General features: G+C 73.1%; 22 protein-coding genes. 14 read left to right on the plus strand and 8 right to left on the minus strand.

The window, feature by feature from the left end:
* The first annotated feature begins 41 nt into the window (after positions 1 to 41).
* Positions 42 to 1796 (plus strand): ATP-binding response regulator, encoded by a 1755-nt coding sequence (locus ACQKQD_RS22030; protein ID WP_091680607.1) that lies wholly within the window; start codon positions 42 to 44, stop codon positions 1794 to 1796.
* 316 nt (positions 1797 to 2112) lie between these two features.
* On the opposite strand, the gene ACQKQD_RS22035 is transcribed toward ACQKQD_RS22030, so the two are convergent.
* On the minus strand, positions 2113 to 2622 hold the full coding sequence (locus ACQKQD_RS22035) for a c-type cytochrome (protein ID WP_427509557.1): 510 nt from the start codon (positions 2620 to 2622) through the stop codon (positions 2113 to 2115).
* 54 nt (positions 2623 to 2676) lie between these two features.
* Positions 2677 to 4068, minus strand: coding sequence for a PLP-dependent aminotransferase family protein (locus tag ACQKQD_RS22040; RefSeq protein ID WP_427509558.1), 1392 nt, complete (start codon positions 4066 to 4068; stop codon positions 2677 to 2679).
* Positions 4069 to 4273: 205 nt separating this feature from the next.
* Between ACQKQD_RS22040 and ACQKQD_RS22045 the strand changes: the two genes are divergently transcribed.
* The 8 genes from ACQKQD_RS22045 to ACQKQD_RS22080 all read left to right on the plus strand — a co-directional run bounded on the left by ACQKQD_RS22045 (position 4274) and on the right by ACQKQD_RS22080 (position 14896).
* Positions 4274 to 4678, plus strand: coding sequence for a DUF983 domain-containing protein (locus tag ACQKQD_RS22045; RefSeq protein ID WP_085986796.1), 405 nt, complete (start codon positions 4274 to 4276; stop codon positions 4676 to 4678).
* A 399-nt stretch (positions 4679 to 5077) separates the two neighbouring features.
* Positions 5078 to 6214 (plus strand): AAA family ATPase, encoded by a 1137-nt coding sequence (locus ACQKQD_RS22050; protein WP_427509656.1) that lies wholly within the window; start codon positions 5078 to 5080, stop codon positions 6212 to 6214.
* A gap of 56 nt (positions 6215 to 6270) precedes the next feature.
* Positions 6271 to 6663 carry a hypothetical protein gene (locus ACQKQD_RS22055; protein ID WP_427509559.1) on the plus strand — a complete coding sequence of 131 codons (393 nt, stop codon included), beginning with the start codon at positions 6271 to 6273 and terminating at the stop codon, positions 6661 to 6663.
* Positions 6660 to 8573: a hypothetical protein gene (locus tag ACQKQD_RS22060; RefSeq protein ID WP_427509560.1), complete on the plus strand. Its 1914-nt coding sequence runs from the start codon at positions 6660 to 6662 to the stop codon at positions 8571 to 8573. The genes ACQKQD_RS22055 and ACQKQD_RS22060 overlap by 4 nt, the downstream gene beginning before the upstream one ends.
* A complete protein-coding gene (locus ACQKQD_RS22065) occupies positions 8558 to 11533 on the plus strand; it encodes a hypothetical protein (protein WP_427509561.1) in 2976 nt (991 codons plus the stop codon). The genes ACQKQD_RS22060 and ACQKQD_RS22065 overlap by 16 nt, the downstream gene beginning before the upstream one ends.
* 110 nt (positions 11534 to 11643) lie before the next feature.
* Positions 11644 to 12570 (plus strand): LysR substrate-binding domain-containing protein, encoded by a 927-nt coding sequence (locus tag ACQKQD_RS22070; protein ID WP_427509562.1) that lies wholly within the window; start codon positions 11644 to 11646, stop codon positions 12568 to 12570.
* A 131-nt stretch (positions 12571 to 12701) separates the two neighbouring features.
* Complete coding sequence (locus ACQKQD_RS22075) at positions 12702 to 13946, plus strand: MFS transporter (RefSeq protein ID WP_427509563.1); 1245 nt, start codon at positions 12702 to 12704, stop codon at positions 13944 to 13946.
* Positions 13943 to 14896 (plus strand): alpha/beta hydrolase family protein, encoded by a 954-nt coding sequence (locus ACQKQD_RS22080; RefSeq protein WP_427509564.1) that lies wholly within the window; start codon positions 13943 to 13945, stop codon positions 14894 to 14896. The genes ACQKQD_RS22075 and ACQKQD_RS22080 overlap by 4 nt, the downstream gene beginning before the upstream one ends.
* A gap of 44 nt (positions 14897 to 14940) precedes the next feature.
* Here ACQKQD_RS22080 and ACQKQD_RS22085 read toward each other — a convergent pair whose 3' ends face one another.
* A complete protein-coding gene (locus ACQKQD_RS22085; protein ID WP_091680592.1) occupies positions 14941 to 15366 on the minus strand; it encodes a MucR family transcriptional regulator in 426 nt (141 codons plus the stop codon).
* Positions 15367 to 15839: 473 nt separating this feature from the next.
* Here ACQKQD_RS22085 and ACQKQD_RS22090 point away from each other — a divergent pair, with 473 nt between their 5' ends.
* A complete protein-coding gene (locus ACQKQD_RS22090; RefSeq protein ID WP_020093119.1) occupies positions 15840 to 16541 on the plus strand; it encodes a GntR family transcriptional regulator in 702 nt (233 codons plus the stop codon).
* A gap of 10 nt (positions 16542 to 16551) precedes the next feature.
* Here ACQKQD_RS22090 and ACQKQD_RS22095 read toward each other — a convergent pair whose 3' ends face one another.
* The gene (locus tag ACQKQD_RS22095) at positions 16552 to 16968 is read right to left on the minus strand and encodes a nuclear transport factor 2 family protein (RefSeq protein WP_020093118.1); all 417 of its coding nucleotides are present in this window, start codon (positions 16966 to 16968) and stop codon (positions 16552 to 16554) included.
* A gap of 197 nt (positions 16969 to 17165) precedes the next feature.
* Here ACQKQD_RS22095 and ACQKQD_RS22100 point away from each other — a divergent pair, with 197 nt between their 5' ends.
* Genes ACQKQD_RS22100 through ACQKQD_RS22115 form a run of 4 tightly spaced genes read left to right on the plus strand, consistent with a single transcriptional unit; the run spans position 17166 to position 22600 of the window.
* Positions 17166 to 18347 (plus strand): ABC transporter substrate-binding protein, encoded by a 1182-nt coding sequence (locus tag ACQKQD_RS22100; protein WP_427509565.1) that lies wholly within the window; start codon positions 17166 to 17168, stop codon positions 18345 to 18347.
* Between the two features lie 8 nt (positions 18348 to 18355).
* Positions 18356 to 19225, plus strand: coding sequence for a branched-chain amino acid ABC transporter permease (locus tag ACQKQD_RS22105; protein WP_020093116.1), 870 nt, complete (start codon positions 18356 to 18358; stop codon positions 19223 to 19225).
* A 4-nt stretch (positions 19226 to 19229) separates the two neighbouring features.
* Complete coding sequence (locus ACQKQD_RS22110) at positions 19230 to 21698, plus strand: ATP-binding cassette domain-containing protein (protein WP_427509566.1); 2469 nt, start codon at positions 19230 to 19232, stop codon at positions 21696 to 21698.
* An 11-nt stretch (positions 21699 to 21709) separates the two neighbouring features.
* Positions 21710 to 22600: a polysaccharide deacetylase family protein gene (locus tag ACQKQD_RS22115; RefSeq protein WP_020093114.1), complete on the plus strand. Its 891-nt coding sequence runs from the start codon at positions 21710 to 21712 to the stop codon at positions 22598 to 22600.
* 22 nt (positions 22601 to 22622) lie between these two features.
* Here the strand turns inward: ACQKQD_RS22115 and ACQKQD_RS22120 are convergent, their stop codons facing one another.
* From ACQKQD_RS22120 to ACQKQD_RS22135, 4 genes are read right to left on the minus strand one after another with little or no spacing between them, the layout of a single operon-like run.
* On the minus strand, positions 22623 to 23402 hold the full coding sequence (locus ACQKQD_RS22120) for an amino acid ABC transporter ATP-binding protein (RefSeq protein WP_042674771.1): 780 nt from the start codon (positions 23400 to 23402) through the stop codon (positions 22623 to 22625).
* A 4-nt stretch (positions 23403 to 23406) separates the two neighbouring features.
* The gene (locus ACQKQD_RS22125; protein ID WP_427509567.1) at positions 23407 to 24258 is read right to left on the minus strand and encodes an amino acid ABC transporter permease; all 852 of its coding nucleotides are present in this window, start codon (positions 24256 to 24258) and stop codon (positions 23407 to 23409) included.
* On the minus strand, positions 24255 to 25004 hold the full coding sequence (locus tag ACQKQD_RS22130) for an amino acid ABC transporter permease (protein WP_427509568.1): 750 nt from the start codon (positions 25002 to 25004) through the stop codon (positions 24255 to 24257). Before ACQKQD_RS22130 ends, ACQKQD_RS22125 begins: the two co-directional genes overlap by 4 nt.
* Before the next feature lie 37 nt (positions 25005 to 25041).
* Positions 25042 to 25884, minus strand: a complete 843-nt coding sequence (locus tag ACQKQD_RS22135; RefSeq protein ID WP_427509569.1) for a transporter substrate-binding domain-containing protein — start codon at positions 25882 to 25884, stop codon at positions 25042 to 25044.
* Positions 25885 to 25895: the final 11 nt, after the last annotated feature.

Raw genomic sequence — 25895 nt, forward strand, 5'->3', positions numbered from 1 at the left:
GCGTAGTCGTCCGATTGCGAGCAGCATTTCAGGTCATAGCCATGGACGATGACACCCTCACGCTGATCCCTGACGACCTCGACGAGGCGCAGCCGACCGCGGGAGCCTGGGTGATCGCCGTGATCGACGACGATCCGGCCGTGCATGACGGCACGCGCTACGCGCTGGCGAGCTACACCCTCGACGGGCGCGGCCTGGAGATCCTCACCGCCCGTTCGGCCGCGGAGGCGCGGGTGCTGCTCGCCGAGCGCCGCGACGTGGCGGTGGTGCTGCTCGACGTGGTGATGGAGACCGACAATGCCGGGCTGGAGCTGGTGGACTACATCCGGCGCGAGCTCCGGCAGGAGACCGTGCGCATCATCCTGAGGACCGGCCAGCCCGGGCAGGCGCCGGAGCGGCGGATCATCGTCGACTACGACATCAACGACTACAAGGCGAAGACCGAGCTGACCGCCGACAAGCTGTTCACCAGCCTCACCGCGGCCCTGCGCGCCCATCAGCAGCTCAAGCGCCTCGACGAGACCCGGCGCGGGCTCGAGATCATCATCGACGCCGCGCCGATGCTCCTCGATCACAAGTCGATGCAGCGCTTGGCGGAGGGTGTCCTCACCCAGGTCGCCTCGCTCCTGAACGTCGCCTGCGCCGGCATCTTGGTCCTGCGCGAGACCGCCGCCCCGCAGGAGCGCTTCTGCGTTCTGGCCGGCTCCGGCTGTTACGGCCACTACGCCGGCCGCGAGCCGTGCTGGCCGCTGGAGGAGCGGGTGCAACCCCTCGTCGAACGCGCCTTTGCCGAGCGCCGGCACAGCTTCGGCGAGCACTGGTCGACCCTGTATCTGCACACGGCGAGCGGCAGCGAGATCGTCGCGCTGATCGAGGCCGACCGCCAGTTGTCCGAGACCGACCGGTCGCTCATCGCCCTGTTCACGAGCCGGCTGTCGATCGCCTTCGACAACGTCATCCTCTACGAGCGGCTGCAGCTGACCAACGCCGACCTCGAGCGGCGGGTCGTCGAGCGGACCGCCGAGCTGATCCGGGCGAATCGCCGGCTGGACCTGCAGCGCTCGGACCTGCGGCGCGCCAACAGCCTGAAGACCGAGATCCTAGGCACGATCGCGCACGATCTGAAGAACCCGCTGGCGGTCATTCTCGGCCGCGCCGAGATGCTGTCCGACCTGATCGACATGCAGGGTGACCGGGAGCAGATGCGGGCGCAGGTGCAGCACGTGCGCACCAGCGCCAAGGGGCTGACGACCATGATCGACAGCCTCATGGCCGACGCGATGAACGACGCCCTCGACATCAGCCTGCGCCGGGAACCGGTCGACCTCGCGGGCCTCGCCCGGGAGGTCTGCGAGGCCGACCGGCCGCTCGCCGACGCGAAGGACCAGACCCTGGTCTGCGAAGGCCCGGACGAGCTGTTCCTCTGCGGCGACGCCGAGCGCCTGCGCGAGGCCCTCGACAACCTCGTCTCGAACGCCATCAAGTACAGCCCGGTGGGCGGGGCGATCACGGTCCGGGTCAGCCGCGAGCCGGGCCCGCGCGGCGCGGAACTGATCTGCGCCGTCGCCGACCACGGGCCCGGCCTCTCGCCGGAGGATTCGGCCCGCGTGTTCGGGCGGTTCCAGCGCCTGTCGGCCAAGCCCACCGGCGGCGAGAACTCGACCGGTCTCGGGCTCTCGATCGTCCGTCGGATCGCCGAGCTTCACGGCGGCCGCGCCACGGCGGAGAGCGCCGGTCCCGGGCTGGGGGCGGTCTTCGCGATCCGCTTCCCGGAAGAATCCGTCGGGCTGATCTGAGGGATCGCCGGGTCAGTCCGTGCCGCCACGCGAGACGTCGCGCAATCCGGCGGCAGAGGAGCTTGACCACGACGCCGCTCCGAGGCGGCCGATCACCGGCCGCGACCGCGAGGGGACGGCCGATGGCGACGCGCAGGATGACGAAACCGCGTCCGGATCCGACCGGCTCGTCGCTTGGTCGATGATCGCGGGTCTCGCACCGGCTCTGATCCAGTACGCGCACGGCGTCGCCCTGCCCGCGCGCTTCGTCGGACCGGCAGGACGATCCCGGCTCCGATCGCGTCGCGAAGGACGCGCGATGCCGCCGGGGAGCCGCTCAAGGCCGCGACGGGTGCGCCTCTGCGTCACCGTCCCCCGGTGACCGGGTCCGGAGATAGGCGATGAGATCCCCCCGATCGAGGGGATCGGGAAGGCCGCGGAAGGTCATGCGCGTGCCGGGCGCCAGCTTCGCCGGGGCGGCGAGCCAGAGGTCCATCCGCTCCGGTGTCCAGACGCCGCCCAGCGCCCGGAGCGCCCCGGTATAGCCGTAGCGCCGGCTGTTGCTGGCGACCGGCTTGCCGAGCACGCCGTAGAGTTCGGGTCCGTTCCGATCGCCCGCCTCCGGGCTGATCGTGTGGCAGGCGGCGCACTGACCGAACAGCCGCCCGCCGCGCTCCGCGTCGGCCACCCGCATGACGTCGTCGAACGTCGGGGTCTCGCCCAGCGCGTGGCGGCGCTCCCGTCCGTCGTCCGAGCAGGCTGACGCGAGCAGTACCAGCGCCAGTGCCGAGACGCGCGAGGGACGACGCGGGATCCGCGGGCGCGTCCGCCTGAGACACTGGAGCATCGCGTTCCCTTCGCGGTCAGAGGGGTCGGACCGGCACGCGCCGCCTCGGCCGGCTCAGACAACGGTCGAGATCGCGCCGGGCGGGTGCGCCAGCAGCGTCGCGAGCAGGCTGAGGCCGTACCGGAGCGTCTCGGCGTCCGGCGCCGCGCCCAGGGAGACGCGGATCGCTTCCGGGGCGGCCCCGACCGCGAAGGCGTCGCTCGGGACGACCGACACGCCGAGCTGGCGCGCGTGGGCACCGAACTCGCCGCGACGCCAGGGATCGGGCAGCCGGAGCCACAGATGGTGCCCGCACGGATGCGCCCAGACGTCCAGGTCCCGGAGCGTCTCGCGCGCGACCGCCTGCCTGAGTTCGTTCTCCTGCCGGATCGCCGCGACGATGCCGTCGAGCTCGCCTTCGGCGATCCAGTGCGAGGCGAGCGCGGCCGTGAGGGGCGAGGCCATCATGTTGATGGCGCGCAGTTCGGCCGCCAGCCGCACCGCCTCGTTCGTCCCCGGGACCGCGACGTAGGCGATGCGCAGGCCGGGACTCGCGCATTTGGACAGCGTCGCGATGTGCCACGTGATGTCGCTCGCCTGGGACGCGATGGGAGCCGGCGCGTCGTGGGGCAAGGCGCCGTACGCGTCGTCCTCGATGATGGCGACGCCGTGCGTGCGGGCGATCTCGGCGATCCGCCGACGCCGGATTGCCGGCAGGGTCGCCGTGGTCGGGTTGTCGAGGGTCGGCACGAGGTACAGGGCCCGCGGCCGATCGGATCGGCACCGCTCGAGCAGGGCGTCCGGGTCGAGCCCCTCCGCGTCGCCGGCCACAGGCAGGAGGCGGACGCCGCGGCGCTCCGCGGCCATGCGCAGCCCGGGATAGGTGAGCGCCGGGACGCAGAGGGCGTCGCCCGGCTTCAGGACGGCAGCGAGCACGGCGGCGAGCACGACCTGGGCACCACCGGCCACGAGGACGCGCTGCATCGGGAGCGCCCCGAGCCGTTGACCGAGCCAGTGGGCTGCCGCCGCCCGGTCGGCGAGGTTCCCGGCACTGTCCTGGTACTGCATCCGGGCCAGGAAGGTGGACGAACCGGCCAACCGCGACAGACCCGCCTCCAGGCGCTCCGCCAGCCGCGCCACCTCCGGCTGGGGCGGCATGTTCATGCTGAAATCGACGCTGCCGGACGGATCGGGCCTGCGCATCTCCCCGGCCGGCGATCGGGACGCCCGGACGAAGCTGCCCCGTCCCGCGGTCGCGTCGATCAGGCCCGTTCGGCGCGCCTCGTTGAAAGCGCGCGTGACCGTCGTGAGATCGACGTTAAGGTGCTTCGCCAGGGCGCGCTGCGGCGGAAGGCGCGCTCCCGGCGAGAGCCGGCCGGCCCGGATGTCCTCGGCCAACGCCCGGACGATGGCGAGGTACTTGGGCCCCGTGTCGCCGGCGATTGTCGGGCTCCAGGATTCCATCATTGACCCCTGTAATCCCACCACTGTATGCATACATTGAGCGTGCGGCCGGAGCGCTCAGTGTTCCGAACTGGCCGCGATCCGCCGGAAACCCGTCGGATGGCTCAGTCTCAACCGCGATTGTATGGCTTGATATGCCATACAATCGGCAGGCGCAAGGCCGGTCGATCAGGGATCGGCGCCGGCCTGTTGCTCAGGACCGTCGATGATGCAGAGGACCACCGACCAATCGCTGATGTCCGTCGGCCTGCGCTGCCGCTGCCCGCGCTGCGGGACAGGACGCCTGTTCGACGGCTTCATCACTCTGCGGCCGCGCTGCGAGGCGTGCGGGCTGGACTACGGCTTCGCCGATCCGGCGGACGGGCCCGCCTTCTTCATCATGATGACGATGGCGTTCCCCGTCACCGCTTTCGGGATCTGGCTGGAACTCACCTACGATCCGCCGCTCTGGGTCCACGCCGTGGTGACGCTGCCGCTGCTCCTCCTGGCCTGCGTGCCGATCATCCGGCCGCTGAAGGGGCTCTTCATCGCCAGTCAGTACATCAACAAGGCCGAAGAGGGACGCCTCGCGGTCCCGAAGGCGCCGGTCTCCGGTCCGACGTCGCGGGACTGACCGCGTCGCCGGTGCGTGCGCGCCGCCGCGATGGTCAAGCGGCGGTCGCGGCACGTTGACCGGAAGTCGACCGCCGGGCTAGCCTCGCGGAATCAGAGTATTCCGGGATGTCTCGTGGTCAGAATGTTTCGCCTGATCGTCCCGGCGCCGGGGCTGCGCGACGATAGTGGGACGCGTGCACGGGCAGATTTGGCATCTCGGCGGATGCCGGTGATCGGGACGCGCGGCCGCGCAGGAAAGTCTTCGGTCCGGCCGCGCTTCACGTCACGGGACGGGCTCCGTGAGGCGCCCGCCGCCGGCTCGACGGCGCGGCGCGGGACGGCACCGCGACCGATCGCCCTGTCGCGGCGAGCGGGCCGAACCTGACGGGAGGGGGGTATCGATACCGCGATCGCACGCCTGGAGCGCGCCATCGGCCGCGCGGCCCGCGGCCTGGTCGGGCGTCGCCACGTGGTGGAGCTGGTGCACCTCGCGCTGGTGGCGCGCGAGCATCTCCTGCTGATCGGACCGCCCGGCACCGGCAAGTCGGCCGCGGTGCGGGCCTGCGCCGCCGGGACCGGGGCGCGCTGCTTCGAGTACCTGATCGGGCGCTTCACGGAACCGGCCGAACTGTTCGGCCCGCTGGACCTTGAAGCCCTGCGCGCGGGCAAGCTGCGACCGGACATCTCCGGCATGCTGCCGGAGGCCGAGTTCGCCTTCCTCGATGAGGTCTTCCTCGGCTCCACCGCGATCCTGAACGCGCTTCTCGGCGTGCTGAACGAGCGCCGCTACCGCCGGGGGCATTTCGACACCGCCGTCCCGCTGCGCTGCTGCGTCGGCGCCAGCAACGCCCTGCCGGAGGATCCCGGTCTCGCGGCCTTCGCCGACCGCTTCCTCGTCACGGCCTTCGTCGATCCCCTGGCCGACACCGACCTGGAGGCCCTGCTCGCCGGCGACCCGGTCGCGTCCCTCGAACCCGGCGACGGGGATGCGCCGCTGACGCTCGCGGAGATCGACGCCCTCGCCGAGGCCGCCGCGCGGATCGACCTCGCGCCGGTCCGGCCCGCCTACGCGCAGGTGGTGCGCAAGCTGCGCGCCCGCGGCGTGCGGCTGAGCGACCGGCGCGTGGTGCGGGGCCAGTCGCTCGTCGCGGCGGCGGCGCTCATCGCGGGCCGGACGGCCGCGGAGGAGGCCGACCTGTGGCCGGTGATCCACCTCGTCCAGGACCGGATCGCGCAGGACGAGGCCCGCGACCTGCTGCGCGTCGAGCTCGGCGCCGCGGCGAGCCCCGTCCTGCCCGCGGCCGCCAAGGCGGCGGGCTACGGTCCGGCCGCACGGGCCGCGGACCTCGCCAGGGAGGGGGAGGCTCTGGCCGCCTCCGCCCCGGACGACCGCACCGCCCCCGCCTTCGAGGCCTGGCTGGTCCGCGCCGAATCCTTCCTCGTGCAGATCGACGCCGCCTTCGGGGCGGAGGAGCGCCCGCCGGCCCTCGCCGCGGCGCGGGACGCGCTGCTGACGCGCTGCCGGGCACCGGTCGCGGGCGCGACTCCGGCGTGATCCCGGATCCGGCGCGTCTTCCCCTGCGGTTGATGCCGGCGGCCGGCGGCTTGCCGGTGGGTCTGCGCCTCACCCGCAGCGACGCGGCCGGTCTCTTGGCGCGGATCGCCCCGCGGATCGGCCGCTACGCCACCCTGCGCCTGGCGCTGGCGGGCGGCGAGGCCGTCCTGTTCGCCCCCGACACGGGCTCGGGCCGGCCGGCGCTGCCCTGGTGCGCGACGCCGCTCGGGTGGCTGGCGGCCGACGGGCCGCTGCTCATGCCCTTCGGGTGCCGCCTCGCCGTGCCGGCGCCCTGGCGCGCCGAGGTCGCGCGCCGCCTGCTCGACCGGCACGGTCTGGGCGGTCCGGCCCTGCTCGTCCCCGAGGGCGAAACCCTGCGCCTGCTCGACCTCGCCGGTTCGCGCGCCGTGCCGGACATCGATACCGGCCGCCTGGGGGAGACGGCGTGAGCGCCGCGTCGACCGGTCCGCGGACGACCCTTCCGCCGGCGCTGGCACCGTGGACAACGCTCTTCTCCGACATGGCGGAACCGGATCTGCGGATCCTCGCGGCGCTGGTCGAGGCGCTGCGGCCCCTCGTCGAGCGGGCCGACGGCGCGGGCGGGCAACCGCAGGGCGAGATCGACGGGCTGGGGGGCCTCGGAACCCGCGGCGGGATCGAGCGCCTCGTCGCCTCGGAGTGGCTCTGGCGCGACCTGGATCCGGACGCCTTCCTGCAGCGCGCGGCCGAGCGCGACCTGCTGACCCTGGAGCCGGTCTACCGTCAGGCGGCGGATGCGGGCGCCGTGCTGGTCGTGGTCGATGCCGGGCCGGAACTCCTCGGCGCCCCCCGCCTCGTGGCCTTCGCGGCGCTGCTCTGCCTGGCCGGCCTCGCCCGGCGGCGCGGCGCGCGCCTGCTCTGGGCCTCGACCGCCACGCCGGAGCGGCGCTGGCTCGGCGCGTTGAAGCGGTCCGACGCCGCGATCCTTCTCCGCGAGAGTGCCGCCACATCCCTCGACGCGGTCGAACTCGAACGGGTCGTGGCCGAGCCGGTCGCGACCCGCGCGGCCGGGCGGCCCGGCGCCAGCCTCTGGCTCATCGGCGGGTCCGACCTGCCCGAAGCGGCGCGACCGTGCCGGCGGATCACCATCGAGGAGCGGCCGCGTCTCGGGCCGGACGGCCTCGCCGTGGCCGCCGACGTCACCGTGCTCGACGCCACCGGCCCTGTCGCCGCCGCGCGCCTCGACCTCCCGCCGGAGCGCGAGGCGGTGGCGCTGTTGCGCGACCCGTTCCGGCCCCGTCCAGCTCCCGGACGCCCGCCGCCCCGGCGGTCCGCGCCCGACCGGAGCGCGGCGCCTCCGGACTGGGCGCCCCGCGGGCTGGCCTTCGCGCCCTGCGGCGAGCACCTCCTGGTGGCGCGGCCCGACGGCATCCTCATCGTCCCCGTCACCGGCACCTCCGGCGCGCTGCGCCTGCCGGTCGCACCCCACGAGCGCCTCGTGGGGCTCGCCGTCGGCCGGTCGCGGATCCGGGCCGCGTGCCTCAACGTCTACGCCGACGACGCGCGCCTGACGCTCCGCAGCTGGACCTTCGACCGCTCGGGCGCCGCTGCGACGCTCGACCGGCGGATCCCGCGGGACCATCCCCTGGTGTGCCGGCGCCTGCCGAAGGCGGTTCTGCCGCCCCTCGGGATGCTGAAACGCCGCAACCGGTCCTGGCTCCTGGCGGCCGACGGCACGGCCTTCCTGATCTCTGAGACGCGGCTGATCGACTACGCGCCGCTCGCGGGCGAGCTTCCCCTCGCGGTCACGCCCGCCGGTCTGCTGATGCGCGATCGCGCGGACGGGGTGATCGCGCGGCGGCCGTCCGACGGGAAGGTCGTGGCGCGGTTCCCCGGCCGGGCCGGATCGCTGCGGCCGGGCGGCGGCCTCGCCCTCTGCGCGGTGCGCGGGCAGCCCACCCTGGGGATCGAGCAGGCGGGCGGGTACTGGCACGTGGTGAACGCCGCGGACGGAGCGGTCGCGCACCTCGGGCCGCAGGGCCGGATCATCGGCATCGTGCCCCCGTACGACGGCGTGCGCGCCCAGGCCGTCGAGGGACCCCTCGCCCTCCATCTCGACCGCGACGAGGCGGGATCGGCGCGCCTGACGTTCCGGACCCCGGGCGGCGCGGCGGCGGGCGATCCCCTGACGCTTCCGGACGCGACCCTCGAGGCGGTGCGCGTCGCCGTCGATGCCGATGCCGTCCCGTGCATCGCGGCCGCGCGGTGCGACGCAGCGGGCTTCGTCGACGCGCTCGCCTTCGGCCAGCTCGACCGCGGATGGTCCCACCTGAGAGATCTCGGCGCGTTCGCGGAAACCGTCCCGTGCCTGGGCGCCTGAGGCCGCCGCCGGTCCCCGATGCCCGGGAGCCGCTCGCGGCCCTGCGCCCGCGCGGCTGGGTGCATGCCGGCACGATCCCCCTCGACGGGATCCTGATGGCGCGCGGCTCCGCGGGGCCGGACTGGCGCGCCCGGCTTCTTCCCTGGCTCGAGCACGCCGCGGAGGTGCGGGCACGCGGCGATCGCGTGCTCGTGCTGTTCGCCGCGCCCGTCACGCGGGACTGCGCGGCCCTCGGACCGGTCCTGCCGGTCGTGCGCAGTGCCGGGATCCTGACCGCCGTACCCCTCGCCGAGCCGGAGCCGCCCGTCGCCGCGGCCCTGCGGGACCATGTCGTCCACATGACGGGGGGACGCCTCGCCGCCGAGCCGCTGGCGGCCTTCGCCAGTCTCGACATCGCCGGTTGGTGGGATCTCGACGCGATCGCGGTACATCCGGCCGAACGCCTGCCGGTCCTGCGACCGGCGGCGCCGGCGCGCCGCCTCGTCAGCGCCCCCGCCCTCGTCGCCGACGCGGATCCCCTCGCGCCGGTCCGCGACGCCGCGACCCGGCGGCCGCGGCGCCGGACGAAGCACGTCCTCGGCGATCTCGTCACCCGCGGCCGGCGCCTGATCGGCGGCGCGTTGGGACTCCTCTGGACCGCCTACGTCGTCCTGCTGGCCTCCATCATGGTCGGCGCCATGGTGCTCGGCTTCGCCGAGAACGTCCGGACGACGGCGGAGCACGGGTCCGCCGCAGCCCACTGGGGCAGCCTCGCGCTGCCGGTGCTGGTCCTTCTCGTCCTCGCGTGGTTCGCGTTCCGGCGCCGCGGAGCGCGGGCCGCGCGTGAGGGCGCCGCGCCCTCGGCCAGCCCGCCCGCCGGAACCGGCAGCGGACGCACGCCCATCTGGCGCCGGGCGGCGGCGTGGCTCGCGTGGCGCTCGCCCTACGCGGTCCATCTTCGCCGCCTCTATGCCCGGCGGCTCACCGAGGTCGAGCGGCTGTTCGCGGCGGGGCGCGTCGACGAGGCCCTGTACCGGGCGATCGGTCTCGGCGGCGCGGCGCGGCGCGGGAGCGCCTTCGCCGACCTGCCGCTGACCGGGCCCGGGCTGCGCAGGAGCCTCGACCTCGATCTCGGGCCGCAGCGGGCGAGCGGACTGAGCCTCGCGCCCGCGGACGAGATCCGGCTCGCGGCGCTCTACCGCGCGCAGGCCGTGGCGATGGCCGGACGCGGCGACACGGATCGCGCGGCCTTCGTGCTCGACAGCCTGGTCGGGAACCCGCACGAGGCGGTGCGCCTCCTCGCGGAATCCGGGCGCCTGGAGACCGCCGCCCGTCTGGCCGAGGCGCGCCGCCTCCCGCCCGCGACGACCGTCCCGCTCTGGTTCCGGGCGGGACAGACCGAGCGGGCCCTGGCACTCGCCGCCCGCCACGAGGCCCACGCGGAGCTCTGGAAGGAACTCGTGGCCGACGATCCGTTCCGACCGGTCCTGGCCGAGGCCTGGGCCGCGCGCCTCGTCGGGATCGGCGCCCTGGATCGCGCCGCCGCGGTCACCTTCGGCCTGCCGGCTCTGGCCGAGCGGCGACGCGGCTGGATCCGGCAAGCCCTCGGCGCCGAGACGCCGGTGCCGGCCGCGCCGCTCGCCCGGGCCCTGCGCGCCCTGTCCTGGGAGGGACGGGACGGCGACCGGCTGCACGCCGCCTTCACGGACCTGGTGAGCGCGACCGGGGCCGAGGCGGCGGCGCGCCGGAGCGCGGTGGCCGCGCTCCTGCTCGACGCACAGTTCGAGGGCGGTCCGGTGCGGCCGCCGACGCCCGCCTTCGCGCTCCTCTGCCGCGGCCTCGCGCGCCGCCTCGCCGCGGATGACGGCATCCTCGGCCACGACGCGGAGCGCGCCCGGCTCGCCGGGCGCCTCGCGGAAGCCGGCGGACAGGTCGCCCTGCGCCAGCATCTCCGGCAGCTCAGGACGCGCTCCGCACCGGCCGCCTCCCGCGTGACCGGCCCGCTCGTCGTCCCGGACGGCCCGGCGCTCGCCGAGATCGCCGATGCCGCGCTCCTGTCGGGCGGGCGGCTGCTCCTGGGCTACCGTTCCGGTCTCGTGCGCCTCCTCGGCCGCGCCGGCCGCGAGCGCTGGCGGGGACAGGTGGATGGCCTGACGGGCTTCGCGCGTCTCGGCGCGGGCGACCGGGCCCTCGTTCTGCGCGAGACGCTCGACGGCCCCGACGTCCAGCTCTTCGACGCCGGCACCGGACGGCTCCTGCCGCTCGGTCCCCTGCCGATCACGCACTGGCATGGTCAGGCGGACGAGACCGGCTGGCTCGTCTTCGACGGGGAGGCGCTCGTCCGGCTGGACACCGCCTCGCTCCTCGGTCGCGCGGGGGGCGCGCCCGGCTCCGACGGCGCCCTGGCGCACCATTGGCGCCTGCCCATGACCGAACCGGGCCGGCCGCTGCTGCTCGCCGCCTTCGCGGACGCGAGCGCCCTGATCTACGCCCGGCACGACGGCCTGATCGAGTGGTGGAGCCTGTCCTCCCGCACCCTGGCGGTGACGTGCCGGTTCTGGACGCCGCCCGATCGCGGCGTCGGCGTGCTCGGCCTGACCGAGGCCGTCGCGTGGTCCCTCGAGGGGACCGGCGCGCATCCGCACCTGCGGGCGCATCCCCACGCTTTCACGACGGCCTCCCGGGAGCAGGAGCGCGCGTTGATCGAGGCCGCCGCGCGCGCGGAGCCCACGGATCCGCCGCGCCTAGTCGCGGCGGAGAACGGCCGCCTCTGGGCCGCGACCGCCACCGAGGAGGGGACGCTCTGGGCCGGCGTGCCCGGCGCGAACCGGATCCGCGGACCGGCCGTCCTGTGGCAGGGCAGCGGGAGCCTGCGCGCGCGCTTCGCTCCCGAGGGCGACGCCGCGGCCGTCTTCGACGAGCGCGGTCGCCTGATCGTGTTCGAGACCGTCACCGGACAGGTGACCCTGCGCCTGATCTGACCGGCCCAACTCGCGCACAGCCTTGGGCACGCGACACCATCCGGGCTAGCTTCCCCGTCGGACGACGACGTCGCTGCCCCGGCGACCGGCAGGCTCACCCCGACGATCCCATGCGGCCCCGCACGCCTCCCCTCTCCACGCTCAGGCTCTTCGAAGCGGCCGGCCGCCATCTCAGCTTCGCCCGCGCGGCGTCCGAACTGAACCTGACGCCGAGCGCCGTGAGCCACGGGATCGTCGGCCTCGAGAAGGCGCTGGGCGTCAAGCTGTTCGTCCGGGAGCCGGGCCGGCTGGCGCTGACGCGCGAGGGGGCCGAGTACCTGACCTACGTGTCCGAGGCGCTGTCCCTCATCCTGATCGGCACGCGCCGCCTGCCCACGCCGCGGTCGGGCAGGACCCTGGCCATCAGCTGCGCACCGACCCTGGCGACGCGGTGGCTGCTGCCCCGGCTCCCGGCCTTTCGCAGCCGCCACCCGCAGATCGCGATCCGGATCGACACCTCCCACCGGCAGGTCGGCTTCCCGATCGACGGCTTCGACTTCGCCCTCCGTCTCGGCCGGGTTCCGACTCCGCGCCACCGCAGCGTCCGCCTGTTCGAGGATTGGCTGCTCCCCGTCTGCAGCCCGGCCCAGCGCGGGGCCGTCACCGGTCCGGACGGCGCCCTCGACCTCCGGCGCGCGACGACGATCCACGTCACCTCCGCGACCGAGGACTGGCAGGCCTGGAGCGACGCGTCGGGGGCGGTGGAGCTGGCCTCGGCCGACACCCTGCACGTCGACACGTTCGCGATGGCGCTCCAGGCCGCTGCCGCGAGCCTCGGCATCGCCCTCGGCCGGGGGGCGCTCATGGACCGGGAGCTGCGGGAGGGTACGCTCGTCGGGGTCGGCCCCGCCGTCCCGGCGGCGACCTCCCACTGGCTCGTGAGCGCCGAGGGCGACGACGACCGGCCGGAGCCCGACCTGTTCCGGACCTGGCTGCTGGCAGAGGCGCGCCGGTTCGCGGCCGAGCAGAAGCGGCGCTTCCCGACCGGCACCGCCTGAGGGCCCGACCGGACCGGGACGGCGCGCCCCGCCCGTGAGCGGCGTTCACTGCCCGTGGAAATCTTCTCGTTTGTCGCGCCGGCCGCCGGCTGCGAGCGTCTCCGCGAAGGCGACAGCCAACGGAGACCGCGATGGCAACGATCGCGCGCGCGCGCGCAGGGCGACGGGGCGGGTTGCCGGTGGTGCCGGTGGCGGTCGCGGCCGGCCTGGTTCTGAGCGGCGCGATGGGCATCCGGCAGACCTTCGGGCTGTTCCTCGGGCCCTTCTCCCTCGAGACCGGCATCCCGGTGGCGACGACCGCCCTCGCCATCGCCCTGCACAACCTCGTCTGGGGCTTCGCGCAGCCCTTCGCGGGCGCGGCGGCGGACCGCTACGGGGCCGCGCCGGTCGTCGCCCTCGGCGCACTGGTCTACGCGGGTGGCCTCGTCCTGACGGCGCTCGCGCCGACGGCGCCGACGCTGCTGCTCGGCCTGGGGCTGCTGGTCGGGATCGGGATCAGCTGCACCAGCTTCGGCGTCGTCCTGACCGCGGTCGGTCGCGCCTCCGCACCGGAGCGTCGCAGCGCGGCTCTGGGCCTCGCGAGCGCCGGCGGCTCGCTCGGCCAGGTGCTGCTCGTCCCGTTCGCGCAGTCCGTGACCGCGGTCGCGGGCGTGAGCGCGGGGCTCCTCGCGCTCGCGGCGATCATCGTCGCGCTCGCGCCGCTCGGTGTCGCGCTCGACCGCGCGCCCCGCGCCGGCGTGCCCGACGGCTCTTCGGCGGCCGGCAGCCTGTCCGAGGCGCTCCTGCGGGCGTGGCGGCACCCGGGCTACCGGCTGCTGACGCTCGGCTTCTTCACCTGCGGCTTCCAGCTCGCCTTCATCGCGACCCACCTTCCGGGGTACCTCGCCCTCTGCCACATGCCGGCGGGCCTGGGCGCGACCGCGCTGGCGCTGATCGGCCTGTTCAACATGGCCGGGAGCTGGGGGTGCGGCTGGCTCGGAGGCCGGTACCGGCCGCAGCACGTCCTGGTCTGGCTCTACCTCATCCGCGCCGCCGCGATCGGCACCTTCCTCGTCGCGCCGAAATCCGAGGCTGTCGTCCTCGCATTCGCGGCCGTGATGGGCCTGACCTGGCTGGGCACGGTCCCGCTGACGAGCGGCCTGGTGGCGCGGGTCTTCGGGATCCGTCACCTCGGGACGCTGTTCGGGATCGTCTTCCTCAGCCACCAGATCGGCTCGTTCCTCGGGGCGTGGCTGGGGGGCGTGGTTCTGGAGGTCTCCGGTTCCTACGATGGGGTCTGGCTCGCCACGGCCCTCGCGGGCCTGGTCGCCGCGCTCCTCCACCTCCCGATCGACGATCGTCCGGTCCCGGCGGCCACCGCCGAGGGGGTCCGATGACGCCCGTCCGCCACGCGCCCGCCGCGACCGCCGGTGTCGACGCGCGACCCGTGGCGATCGCCTGCCGCGACGGCTACCGGCTCCGCGGTCATCTCTGGCGGCCCGAGGCGAACCGGCCACCGGGCCGGGGCACGATCGTCGTCAATCCCGCGACCGGCGTCCGCGCGCGCTACTACCACGCCTACGCGCGGTTCCTGGCCGAGCGGGGCTTCGTCGTGCTCACCTACGATTACCGCGGCATCGGCGACTCGCGGCCCGCGCGCCTGAGGGGATCCGGCATCCGCTGGCGGGACTGGGGCGAGCTCGACTTCGACGCCGCCGTCCGATGGATTCGGCAGCGCGAGGCGGGGCCGCTGACGGTCGTCGGTCACAGCATCGGCGGCTTCCTCCCCGGCTTCGCCGAGGCCGAGGGCGCGGTGGACCGAATCCTCACCGTCGGCGCGCAATTCGCCTATCGCCGCGATTATCGCGCCCGCGACAGGCTCAGCATGATCGCGAAGTGGCACCTGCTGATGCCGTGCGTGACCGCCGCCGTCGGCTACTTTCCCGGCCGTCGGCTCGGATGGCTCGAGGATCTGCCGGCCGGCGTGGCCTACGAGTGGGCATTCCGCGGGCGGCGCATGGAGGCGAGCTACCCGGCCGCCGAGCGCCCGGCCCTCCTCGCCCGCTTCGCCGCCGTCCGCGCCCCGATCCTGGCGGTCGGTACGCCGGACGACCCGTTCGCCACGCCGGCGGCGATCCGCCGGGGCCTCGGCTACTACGTGTCGAGCCCGCGCATCCAGGTACAGCTGACCCCGTCCGCGATCGGCGCGGAGGCGCCCGGCCATGTCGGCCTGTTCCACGCGCGCAGGAGCGGCGGATTCTGGGCCGACACGCTGCGCTGGCTGAGCGACGGGCAGAATCCCTGGCCGGACTCCGTGATCGATCCGGGTCGCCCGATCCCCGCCTGACCGCGCGTATCCCGGCGGCCCAATTCGGACGCGGGCGAGAGGGCCTATCCCGCCCTGTGTCGCAGCTGCAGCGATCGCGCGATCTCCGAGCGCTTGGCGGCGTAACCCGGAGCCACCATCGGATAGTCGCGCGGCAGCCCGTACTTGGCGCGATACTCCTCCGGTGTCAGCCCGTAAGCCGTCAGGTGACGCTTGAGCGTCTTGTAGGACCTGCCGTCGATGAAGCTGATCAGGCCCTCGGCCTGGATGGACGCGCGGATCTCCCGCGCGGTGGCGGCCTCGGGCGTCGCGACCGCGCGCGCCGGTCCCGCGCTGATCTGGCTAAGCATTTCGTACGTACTGGCTAAAATCTCACAGAGTTGGACAGGGGATACCGGATTCCGGATCACGTAGGCGCAGACGATCTTGATTGAATTTCTCAAGGACGAGTCAGAAAATTCTCCCGCATCGACACCAACCTCAGGTAGCATACCTGCCATTCTCCCTCTAAACGCACCTCATGAGAGTTGTATATCAATTTTCGCATGTCAATCCTTCATCTTGATTGAGCTTCAAAAAAGAACATCGTGACCACTATTCTACTTATAGAAACAGTGGCTACAAAATTTCTCAACCAGAAAGTGGCTCCATCCTCCCGGCTGATCTGGGTACCGAACAGGTTGCTGGACTGGAGCTGCGACACGTCCGTGGCGGCGACTTTGTCGGAAGCGGTCGCGCCGGTCCCGCACGGGACGCCCACGGACGCGGATGGAAGCGCGATCGGCGGAGTTCGCGCACGGCGGACGGTCACCGACGACGCTGGCGCGACCGTTGCACCTCGGGTCCCAGGTCTGCGAAGAGCCCAGCCGGCACGGGACCGGATGCGGGGCGCCGGATCGCGTCGAGAGAGGATCATGACGGATCAATCCGCACGGACACGGGCGACAGAGTCCGGACGCCGTCCATGAAGGCGGGCGACGAGGGCGATCGCGTCGGGGCGATCTGCCAGGCCCTGAGGCGGGCCATCGTGGAACGGGCGCTCGCCCCCGGCGACCGGCTGCCGGAGGACGCCCTCGGCGAGCGGTTCGGGGTGAGCCGCACCATCGCCCGGCAGGCCCTGCTGCGGCTGGCCGGGGAAGGCTTGGTCGATCTGCGCCGCAACCGCATCGCCGTCGTGGCGACGCCGAGCTGGGAGGAGGCGCGCGACACCTTCGACGTGCGCCTCGGCCTGGAGCGGCTCGTGGTCCGCCGCCTCGCCGGGCGGCTCAGCGCGGAGCAGCGTCAGGTCCTGCTGGACCAGATCGCGCGCGAGGAGGCCGCACGGGGCGGCCCCGAGGCGCTGTCGATCCGGCTCGCCACGGAGTTCCACCTGATGCTCGCCGAGATGACCGGCAGCGCCGTGCTGATCCGGTACGTCGCGGAACTCGGCTATCGCTGCGCCCTGATCCTGTCCCTCTACAGCCGGCCGCATTCCTCGGACTGCGCGGTGAGCGAGCACCGCGACATCGTCGCCGCCCTGGTCTCGGGCGATGCCGAGCGCGCCGCCGCGCTCATGGACCACCACCTCGACGCGGTCGCCGACCGGGCGCGGATCGTGCCCCCGGCCCCGCGCGAGCGCGATCTGGCACGCCTGCTGGCGCCCTACGTCGCGGGCGGCGGGGCCTGAGCCCGCCGCGTCAGGCCGTCAGGCCGTGCTTCGTCAGCAGGCGCTCGGCGCTGTCGTTCCAGACCTCCATGCCGACGATCAGCCCGTCGCGCACGGTGAAGCGGTCGACGTAGCGGTTGCCCTCGAAGGGCGTGCCGTCCGGCCACGCGCCGTACAGGGTGCCGAGGCTGTAGACCGTGGTGACGCCGTCGCCCGGCACCACGTCCAGCCGCTCCATCCGCTTCTTCACCCAGGCGTAGCGGCCCGCGTTGAAGGCCGTGACCTCGGACGGATGATTGAAGACCCGCGCCCCGGTGAACACGATGCGGGTGCCCGGCGCCATGTAGCGCGCGGCCGTCTCGGGATCGGGCACCATCGAGGCCTCGAGATAGGCGGTGACGTTGGCGGCGTCGCGGGCGGTCGCCGCATCGTGGGTCATGTCGGTCATGGCAGGCCTCCTGTCGGCCCAACGTGCCGCAAAAGGCTGGCCCGTGCATGCAGGAAGTGTATGCACTTTGACGCCAGATTGAGCACAGCTTGCCTCCGAGGATACAGGCACCGGTCTGTACAGCGGCCGAAGCGGCCAATTCCTGGTGGCATGGAGGTTGCGCAAAGCAGGCTGCGCCCCGCCCTCGGAGACACGCCATGGCCTCCTTCCTGCCCCCGACCCTGCGCCGCTTCGCGGTGACGACGAGCGCGCTGCTCGGCCTCGCCGTCTCGACGGCGCAAGGTGCCGACACCGTCAAGATCGGGCTCGTGACCGCCCTGAGCGGCCAGTCCGCGAAATCCGGCGAGGCGATCTCCCGCGGGATCGGCCTCGCCATCGACGAGATCAACGCCAAGGGCGGCGTCCTCGGGCGCCCGCTCGAGCTCGTGGCCCGGGACGACGAGGCCAACCCGTCCAAGGGCGTGCTGGCGACCCGCGAGCTGATCCAGCGGGTCGGCGTCGTCGCGGTGGTCGGCGGCCTCGACACGCCGGTCTCGATGGCGATCGTGCCGATCGCCAACCAGATGAAGGTGCCGTTCATCGGCCCCTGGGCGGCCGGCACCGGCATCACCCGCAACGGCGCCGCCGACAACTACGCCTTCCGCGTCTCCGCGGTCGACGCCCTCGTCGACGAGGCGCTCGTCGCCTACGCGGTGAAGACCTACGGGGCGAAGAAGCCCGGCATGATCCTCGTCAACAACGCCTGGGGCGAGTCGAACCAGAAGGGCCTCAAGGACGCCCTGCAGGCGGCTAACCTCCCGGCGGCGGGCATCGAGAAGTACGAGGCCAACGACGTCGACATGGTGCCCCAGCTGTCCCGGCTGAAGGAGGCCGGGGCCGACGCGCTGTTCCTCGTCGGCAATGTCGGCCCCTCGGCCCAGGTGGTGAAGTCGCTGGACCGGATGGGCTGGTCGGTGCCGGTCGTCTCGCACTGGGGCCCGGCGGGCGGCCGCTTCGACGAGCTCGCCGGCCCGAGCGCCGGCAAGGTCCATTTCATCCAGACCTTCACCTTCGCGGGCAACGCGTCGCCGAAGGCGGGCGCGGTGCTCGACGCGCTCAAGGCCAAGTACCCGGCGATCAAGTCGATGGCCGACGTCACCCCCGCCGTCGGCATCGCCAACGCCTACGACGCGACGCACCTGCTGGCGCTCGCCATCCAGGCCGCCGGCTCCACCGAGGGCCCGAAGGTCCGCGACGGCTTCTACAAGATCGGCACCTATCCGGGCCTGATCAAAACCTACGCCACGCCCTTCGCCCCCGGCCAGCACGACGCGCTCGGCCCGAACGACTACGTGTTCACCCGCTTCAAGGACGGTGAGATCGTCGCGGTGACCAACTGAGCCCGGCGATGCTGACCTCCATCCTCGTCAGCGGCCTCGGCCTCGGCAGCATGTACGGGCTCGTGGCCCTGGGCTTCCACGTGACCTACGCGGTGTCGGGGACCGTGAACTTCGCGCAGGGCAGCGTCGTCACCCTGGGCGCGGTCCTGGCCTACGCGCTCGGCGTCACCCTGGGCTGGCCGATGCCGGCGGCGATCGTCCTGGCGCTCGCCGGCTGCGCCCTGTTCGGCCTCGTGGTCGAGCGGGCGCTGGTCCGCCCGTTCGTGGCGCGCGGCTCGGACGCGTGGCTCCTGGCGACGGTGGCGGGTGGCATCGTCCTCGACAACACCGTGCTGTTCACCTTCGGCAAGGAGCCGCGCAGCCTGCCGTCCCCGCTGGCGACGAAGCCGGTGGAGATCCTCGGGACCGGCATCTACCCGCTGCAGCTCGTGATCCCGGTGGTCGGGATCGCGCTCGCCTTCGCGATCCGCACGGTGTTCCGGAAGACCGATCTCGGCCGCGTGCTGCTCGCCGTGGCGCAGAACGCCGACGCCGCCCGGCTGATGGGGATCGACGTGCGCCGCACCGTGGCCTGCGCCTTCGCGCTCTCGGCGGTGCTCGCCGGCATCGCGGGCCTGCTGATCGCGCCGCTGTTCTCGGTCTCGGCCGAGCTCGGCACGCTGTTCGGCATCAAGGCCTTCGCGGTCGCGATCCTCGGCGGCATCGGTTCCGCCACCGGGGTGATCCTGGCGGGGCTGCTCTACGGCCTCGTCGAGGCCGGCGTCACCGCGACCCTGGGCTCGACCTACACGCAGCTCGTGGTGTTCTCGGTGATCATCCTGGCCCTCACCCTGCGCCCCGACGGCCTGCTCGGCCGCGCCGCGGTCAACAAGGTCTGACGCGATGCCGTACCTGCGCTCAGGCCCGGCGATGCGGCTCGGCATCGCCGGCCTCACCGCCGCCGCGCTCGGCCTCGTGGCGCTGACCGCCGGCTACAGCCACTTCGTGATCGCCCTCGTGGCGCTGACCACGGTCGCGGGCGTCGGCCTCAACGTGCTCCTCGGCCTGACGGGGCTGATCTCCTTCGGCCAAGCCGGCTTCTACGCGATCGGCGCCTACGCGAGCGCGATCCTGACGCTCCACGGCGTCAGCTTCTGGCTGGCGCTCCCGGCGGCGGCCCTGATCGCGGCGCTCGTCGGCGGCCTCGTGGCAGTGCCGGCGATGCGGGTGAAGGGCCCCTACCTCGCCATGCTGACGATCGCCTTCGGCTTCATCGTCGAGCACGGGCTGATCGAGGGCGGCGAGCTGACCGGCGGCCAGAACGGCCTCGTCGTCACCGACGCGCCGAGCCTCCTCGGCGAGCCGCTCTCGCCGGCCGGCCTCGCGGTGCTGGCGGTGCTCGCCGCCGGGGCGAGCCTCGCCGGGTTCGACCTCCTCGCCCGCAGCCGCCTCGGCCGGGCGATGCGCGCCGTGCGCGACGCCGACGTCGCCGCGGCGGCTCTCGGCTTCGACCCGGTCCGGGTGAAGACCCTGGCCTTCACGATCTCCGCCGCCCTGACCGGCCTCGCGGGCGCGATCCTGCCGCCGCTGATGCTGTTCATCGCGCCGAGCTCGTTCCCGTTCTCGCAGTCGATCCTGTTCGTCCTCTCGGTGATCGTCGGCGGCGCCGGCACGGTGCTCGGCCCGCTCTTCGGGGCCCTCGTCACCGTGCTGCTGCCGGAGGCGCTGTCCGGCCTCGCCGAGTACCGCCTGCTGTTCTTCGGCGTCGCGACCCTGGCGGTGCTGTGGCTGGTGCCCTCGGGGCTGGTCGGCAGCCTCGCCCGGCTGCTGCCCCGAGGCCGCGACGAGGCGGCCGCTCCGGAGAGCGGGGAGGTACCGCTGCCCGGCACGGCGGCGCGCGAGGCCCTTGTCCTCGAGGGCCTCGGCATCCGCTTCGGCGGCATCACGGCGGCGGACGGCGTCGACCTCACGGCGCGGCCGGCGGCCGTCACCAGCGTGATCGGCCCGAACGGGGCCGGCAAGACCACCGTGCTCAACATGGTCTCGGGCTTCTACCGCCCGAGCGCCGGGGCGATCCGGCTGGGCGGGCGCGACCTCGCCGGGCGGCCGGCCCACGTCGTCGCCCGTGCCGGCATCGCGCGCACCTACCAGACCACGCGCCTGTTCGGCTCGCTGCCGGTGGCCGACAACGTCGCCCTCGGTCTCGCGCCGGGCCGGCTCTGGCGCCGCGCGCGGGCGCGGGACCGCGCGACGGCCGCCGCGCTCCTCGCCTTCGTCGGCTACCGGGGCGCCCTCGACCGCCCGGCCGCCGAGCTGCCCCACGTCGACCGGCGGCTCGTGGAGATCGCCCGGGCGCTCGCCGGCAGCCCCGCGGTGCTGCTCCTCGACGAGCCCGCCGCCGGCCTGTCGCGGGCCGACACCGACCGGCTGGCCCGGCTGATCCGCCGGATCGCCGACAGCGGCGTCGCGGTGGTGCTGGTCGAGCACGACATGCCGCTGGTGATGGGCATCTCCGACCACATCCTCGTCATGGATGCCGGCCGCCCGATCGCGCGCGGCACGCCCGCTGAGATTCGACGCGACCCGGCGGTGCTGCGCGCGTATCTCGGCGGCGCCGACACCCCGGCCCGGCCGCGGAGCGCGCCGTGGCAGGGACCGGCGGACGCCGTCCTCTCGGTCCTCGACCTGACCGCCGGCTACGGCGCCGCGCCCGTCCTCGACGGCGTCCATCTCGACGTGCGGCCCGGCGAGACCGTCGCGCTTCTGGGCGCGAACGGGGCCGGCAAGTCCACGGCCATGCGGGCGCTGGCGGGACTGCTGCGCCCGGTCGCGGGATCGGTCGTGTTCGACGACCGGCGCGTCGACGCGCTGCCCGCCCACCGGATCGCCCGCGGCGGCCTCGTCCTGGTGCCGGAGGGGCGGCAGGTCTTCCCGGAGCTCACCGTCGTCGAGAACATCCGCCTCGGCGCCTTCGGGCGCGGGTCGCCGATCGACCCCGCCGAGGTGGAGCGCCTGCTCGACCGGTTCCCGCGGCTGCGCGACCGGGCGGCGAGCCGGGCGGGCCTGCTCTCCGGCGGCGAGCAGCAGATGCTGGCCATCGCCCGCGGGTTGATGGCGCACCCGCGCATCCTGCTCCTCGACGAGCCGTCGCTCGGCCTCGCGCCAGCGATGATCAACGCCCTCTACGCCACCGTGGCCGAGCTGCGCGACGAGGGCGTCACCATCCTGATCGTGGACCAGATGGCGGCGCTGGCCCTCACGGTCGCCGACCGCGGCTACGTGCTGGAGCAGGGCCGGGTCGTCGCGCGCGGAACCGCCGCGGAGCTGTCGGCGGACAAGGGGCTGGAAGCAGCCTATCTCGGTGCGGCGTAACGGGGGCTCTGATGGACACGAATGCCGGACACGGTCGCTACGGCTACAGCGCCCTCCCCGACCGCCCGGTCTACGACTGGCCGGAGGGTAAGCGGCTGGCCGTCTATGTCGGGCTGAACCTCGAGACCTTCGCGTTCGGCGAGGGCCTGGGTGCCGAGCTGGCGCCCGGCGGCCCGCAGCCGGACGTGCTCAATTACGCGTGGCGCGACTGGGGCAACCGGGTCGGCGCGTGGCGGATCGCCGAGATGCTGGACGCTCTGGCGATGCCGGCGAGCGTGCTCGTCAACAGCAACCTCTACCGGGACTGCCCCGGGCTGATCGAGGCGTTCCGGGCGCGGGGCGACGAAATCGTCGGCCACGGACGCACCAACGCCGAGCGGCAGGGTACCCTCGACGAGGACGCGGAGCGGGCCCTGATCGCCGAGACGACCCGCGAGATCGCCGCGCGGGAGGGCCGCCCCCCCGCCGGGTGGCTCGGGCCGTGGATCTCGCAGTCGCGGGTGACGCCCGATCTCCTCGCCGAGGCCGGGTACCGCTACCTGCTCGACTGGGACCACGACGACCAGCCGACCTGGTTCAAGACCCGCGGCGGCGGCCGCATCCTGACGGTGCCCTACCCGCAGGAACTCAACGACATCCCCGCGATCGTCGCCCGCAAGGAGACGGGCCGCCAGTTCGCCGAAGCCATCGTCGACGCCTTCGAAGAAATGCTGGAGCAGTCTCGGGGCGCGCCGCTGGTGATGGGCATCGCGCTCCATCCCTACATCGTCGGGCGCCCGCACCGGCTGCGGCCCCTGCGGCAGGCGCTCCGGCACATCGCAGACCGCCGCGACGCCATCTGGCTCACCACCGCCGGGGCGATCGCCGACCACATCGTGGCGCGGGAGGCCGCGCCGCGCTGACGCGGCCCTGACCCCGGCGGGCTCAGAGCACCTGCGACAGGAACCGGCGCGTGCGCTCGTCCTGGGCGGAGGCGAAGAAGGTCGCGGGCGGCCCGTGCTCGACGATCACGCCGCGGTCGGTGAAGTAGATGTGGTCGGCGACGTCGCGGGCGAAGTTCATCTCGTGCGTGACGAGCATGCAGGTCATGCCCTCCTCGGCGAGTTCCCGGATCGTCACCAGCACCTCCTTGACCGTCTCCGGATCGAGGGCGGCGGTGACCTCGTCGAACAGCATCACGTCGGGCCGCATCGCCAGCGAGCGGGCGATGGCCACGCGCTGCTGCTGGCCGCCCGACAACTCGCCCGGATAGGCGTTCTCCTTGCCGGCCAGCCGGACCTTGGCGAGGAGTGCCCGCGCCCGGGCCTCGACCTCGCGCTTCTCCTGCCCGAGGACGTGGATGGGGGCCATCATCACGTTCTGCAGCGCGGTCTTATGCGGGAACAGGTTGTACTGCTGGAACACCATGCCGACCTTGCGGCGCAGCGCCAGCTTGTCGAGCCGCGGATCGGTCACCTCGATCCCCTCGACCTGGATCGAGCCCGCGCTCACCGGCACCAGGGCGTTGACGCAGCGGATCAGCGTCGACTTGCCCGAGCCCGAGGGACCGATAATGCAGACGACCTCGCCCTTGCGGACGTCGAAGCTGATCCCCTTCAGCACCTCGAACGTCCCGAAGGATTTGTGCACGTCGACGACGCGGACGATCGGCTGATCGGGGGTCCAGCTCGGGGACGGGGTGGCGGCCAGGGTCGCGCGCGTCATGGTCTCAGCGGGTCTCGAAGCGGCGTTCCAGGGCGGCGGTGAACCGGTCGATCGGGTAGCAGTAGAGGAAGAAGCAGAGCAGCGCGAAGCCGTAGAGCGGCGCGAACAGCTCGGGGCGGCCGCCCTCGGCGGCGTGCACCTGCGCGGTCAGCGTCAGCATCTCGGTGACGCCGACGATGGAGGCCTGCACGGTCGCCATCGCGATGAGCGAGTAGACGTTCATCCAGGGCGGCAGCATGCGCTTCGCGCACTGGGGCAGGATGATGCGCCACATCGTCTGGCGCCGGGTGAAGGCCAGGGATTCGGCGGCCTCCCACTGGGTGTTGGGCACCGAGCGCACCGCGCCGCGGACGATCTCGGCGACGTTGGCCATGACTGGCAGGCTGAAGCCGAAGGTCGCCTTCACCCAGTCGGGCAACGGCACGCGGACGCCGAACACGGTGACCTGGAACGGCACGAGGAACATCACGAAGAACAGCAGCACCAGCCAGGGCACGTTGCGGAAGACCTGCGTGGCGCACCACGCGAGGCGGGGCAGGATCCGCCCCTCGGCCAGCATGGCCAGCCCGAGCCCGATGCCCGCCACCGTGCCGATCGCCATCGCCATCAGCGAGATCGCGACGTTGAAGGCGAAGCCGGTGAGCAGGAGGGGTGCCCACTTGATCACGACCTCCAGCGGCGACAGCGCGGCGGCGCCGCCCTGCGCCCAGGCCGGGACGGCGACGAGGGCGAGCGCGGTGAGCAGCCAGAGATGGGCCGGGCGCAGGCGCGCCGCCGCGCCGTCCTTCGGGAGCGCGAAGGGCAGCAGCACCGGCAGGTCGCCCGGTCGCCCGCCCCGCGGATCGGCAGCTTTCATCGGCCGTATCCCGGGATCCGCAGGGCGCGTTCCCAGCGGTGCATGATCCAGACGAGCACGCCGACGAGGACCGCGTAGGTCGCGAGCAGCACCAGCATCATCTCCAGCACGTTCTGCGACTCGGACCAGATCTGCTTGACCGCGTACAGCGTCTCCGGGACCGCGATGGCGTAGGCCAGTGTGGTGGTCTTCAGGAGGTTGATCAGGTTGTTGTTGAGCGCCGGCAGGCAGACACGCAGGGCCAGCGGCAGGACGACGTACCGGTAGGCCTTGAATCGGGTGTAGCCCAGAGCCTCGGCGGCCTCGACCGTGGTCCGCGGCACGGCCTCGATGCCGGAGCGGAAGATCTCCACGTTGAACGCGCCCGCGAACAGCGACAGCGAGATGATCGCCCACTGGACGTTGTTGAGGATCGGCGCGCGCAGCCCGTCCGTTGAGCGGATGTCCGGCAGCAGCGTCCCGAGGCCGAAATAGAAGAAGAAGATCTGCACGAGCGGCGGCGTGTTGCGGAAGACCACCACGAAGCCGTTGACCAGCGCCCGCAAGACGCGCGACGGCCCGCTCTGCAGGAGCGCGCCGACGGCGCCGATGACGAGGCTCGCCAGGATCGTGCTGATCCCGAGGAGCAGCGTCATCCGCAGGCCGGCCACGTACCGGTCCCAGTCGTAGGGATCGTAGAAGACCGTGAAGTTGAACCCCGTGGTCTCGTAGAGCTGCTGGAACCACGCCTGAATCGTGGCGATCATCGCGGGCTAACGCTCGGTGTTGTCGCGCAGAACCGCATCAGTTGGTCGCGTTCTTGTACTTCTCGTGCATCGCCTTCGAGTAAGCGGTCGGCTCGATGCCCCACTTCTTCTCCTCGTTGACAATGAAGCCGGTCTTCATCCAGTCCTTGGTGGCGTCCTCGACCGCGGCCTGGAGCGTGGTGTTGCCCTGCGCCACCGCCATCATCCACGGGGCGTCGAGGATGCCCTTGAGCGGCAGCGCGTAGTTGGCCTTCCAGTCGTCGTCGAGCAGCTTACCCTGCAGCATGCTCTGGTCGTAGACGTAGCCGATGCAGTTGCCCTGCTTGAGCGCGAAGAGCGGCTTCTCGGACCCGTCGAAGGCGACGATCTCCGCCCCGTAGGTCCGCGCGACGTCCTTGTTGTACCAGGCGCCCGAGGTGGCGCAGAGCGGCTTGCCCTTGAGCTGCGCCCAGTCGGTGATGCCGGACGACTTGGGCAGCAGGACGTTCACGAAGTCGGAATAGTAGTTCGGGTCGATCGCCTGCACCACGCGGCGGCGCTCCGGCTTGTCCGACAGGGTGGCGATCAGCAGATCGACCTTGCCCTGCTGCAGGAACTCGATCCGGTTGGCCGAGACGACCGGCACGAGCTCGAGCTTCACGCCGAGCCGCTTGGCGAGGTCGGCGGCGAGGTCGGGCTCCAGGCCGATGATGGTCCCGCTCGGGTCGCGGAAGCCGAACGGCTTGTAATCCGCCTTCACGCCGACGATCAGCGTTCCGCGCTTCTTGATCGCGTCGACGCCGTCGGCGGCCGTGGCCCGGCCGGGCAGCGCAACGGCCGAGAACGCCGCGAGCGCGGCCAGCGCACCGGTGGTCAGAAAGGTGCGGACGGTGAGACGCATCGGATCTTTCC

The organism is Methylobacterium sp. NPDC080182, from assembly GCF_050281105.1.
Taxonomy (GTDB): Bacteria; Pseudomonadota; Alphaproteobacteria; order Rhizobiales; family Beijerinckiaceae; genus Methylobacterium.

What these genes read in the sequence shown, in the direction of transcription:
- ACQKQD_RS22080 (WP_427509564.1), top strand. Translation starts at nt 13,943, where the DNA reads ATGACGCCCGTCCGCCACGCGCCCGCCGCGACCGCCGGTGTCGACGCG.
- ACQKQD_RS22115 (WP_020093114.1), top strand. Translation starts at nt 21,710, where the DNA reads ATGGACACGAATGCCGGACACGGTCGCTACGGCTACAGCGCCCTCCCC.
- ACQKQD_RS22085 (WP_091680592.1), bottom strand. Translation starts at nt 15,366, where the DNA reads ATGCTACCTGAGGTTGGTGTCGATGCGGGAGAATTTTCTGACTCGTCC.
- ACQKQD_RS22125 (WP_427509567.1), bottom strand. Translation starts at nt 24,258, where the DNA reads ATGAAAGCTGCCGATCCGCGGGGCGGGCGACCGGGCGACCTGCCGGTG.
- ACQKQD_RS22040 (WP_427509558.1), bottom strand. Translation starts at nt 4,068, where the DNA reads ATGATGGAATCCTGGAGCCCGACAATCGCCGGCGACACGGGGCCCAAG.
- ACQKQD_RS22130 (WP_427509568.1), bottom strand. Translation starts at nt 25,004, where the DNA reads ATGATCGCCACGATTCAGGCGTGGTTCCAGCAGCTCTACGAGACCACG.
- ACQKQD_RS22135 (WP_427509569.1), bottom strand. Translation starts at nt 25,884, where the DNA reads ATGCGTCTCACCGTCCGCACCTTTCTGACCACCGGTGCGCTGGCCGCG.
- ACQKQD_RS22090 (WP_020093119.1), top strand. Translation starts at nt 15,840, where the DNA reads ATGAAGGCGGGCGACGAGGGCGATCGCGTCGGGGCGATCTGCCAGGCC.
- ACQKQD_RS22105 (WP_020093116.1), top strand. Translation starts at nt 18,356, where the DNA reads ATGCTGACCTCCATCCTCGTCAGCGGCCTCGGCCTCGGCAGCATGTAC.
- ACQKQD_RS22100 (WP_427509565.1), top strand. Translation starts at nt 17,166, where the DNA reads ATGGCCTCCTTCCTGCCCCCGACCCTGCGCCGCTTCGCGGTGACGACG.
- ACQKQD_RS22075 (WP_427509563.1), top strand. Translation starts at nt 12,702, where the DNA reads ATGGCAACGATCGCGCGCGCGCGCGCAGGGCGACGGGGCGGGTTGCCG.
- ACQKQD_RS22035 (WP_427509557.1), bottom strand. Translation starts at nt 2,622, where the DNA reads ATGCTCCAGTGTCTCAGGCGGACGCGCCCGCGGATCCCGCGTCGTCCC.
- ACQKQD_RS22045 (WP_085986796.1), top strand. Translation starts at nt 4,274, where the DNA reads ATGCAGAGGACCACCGACCAATCGCTGATGTCCGTCGGCCTGCGCTGC.
- ACQKQD_RS22095 (WP_020093118.1), bottom strand. Translation starts at nt 16,968, where the DNA reads ATGACCGACATGACCCACGATGCGGCGACCGCCCGCGACGCCGCCAAC.
- ACQKQD_RS22110 (WP_427509566.1), top strand. Translation starts at nt 19,230, where the DNA reads ATGCCGTACCTGCGCTCAGGCCCGGCGATGCGGCTCGGCATCGCCGGC.
- ACQKQD_RS22070 (WP_427509562.1), top strand. Translation starts at nt 11,644, where the DNA reads ATGCGGCCCCGCACGCCTCCCCTCTCCACGCTCAGGCTCTTCGAAGCG.
- ACQKQD_RS22030 (WP_091680607.1), top strand. Translation starts at nt 42, where the DNA reads ATGGACGATGACACCCTCACGCTGATCCCTGACGACCTCGACGAGGCG.
- ACQKQD_RS22120 (WP_042674771.1), bottom strand. Translation starts at nt 23,402, where the DNA reads ATGACGCGCGCGACCCTGGCCGCCACCCCGTCCCCGAGCTGGACCCCC.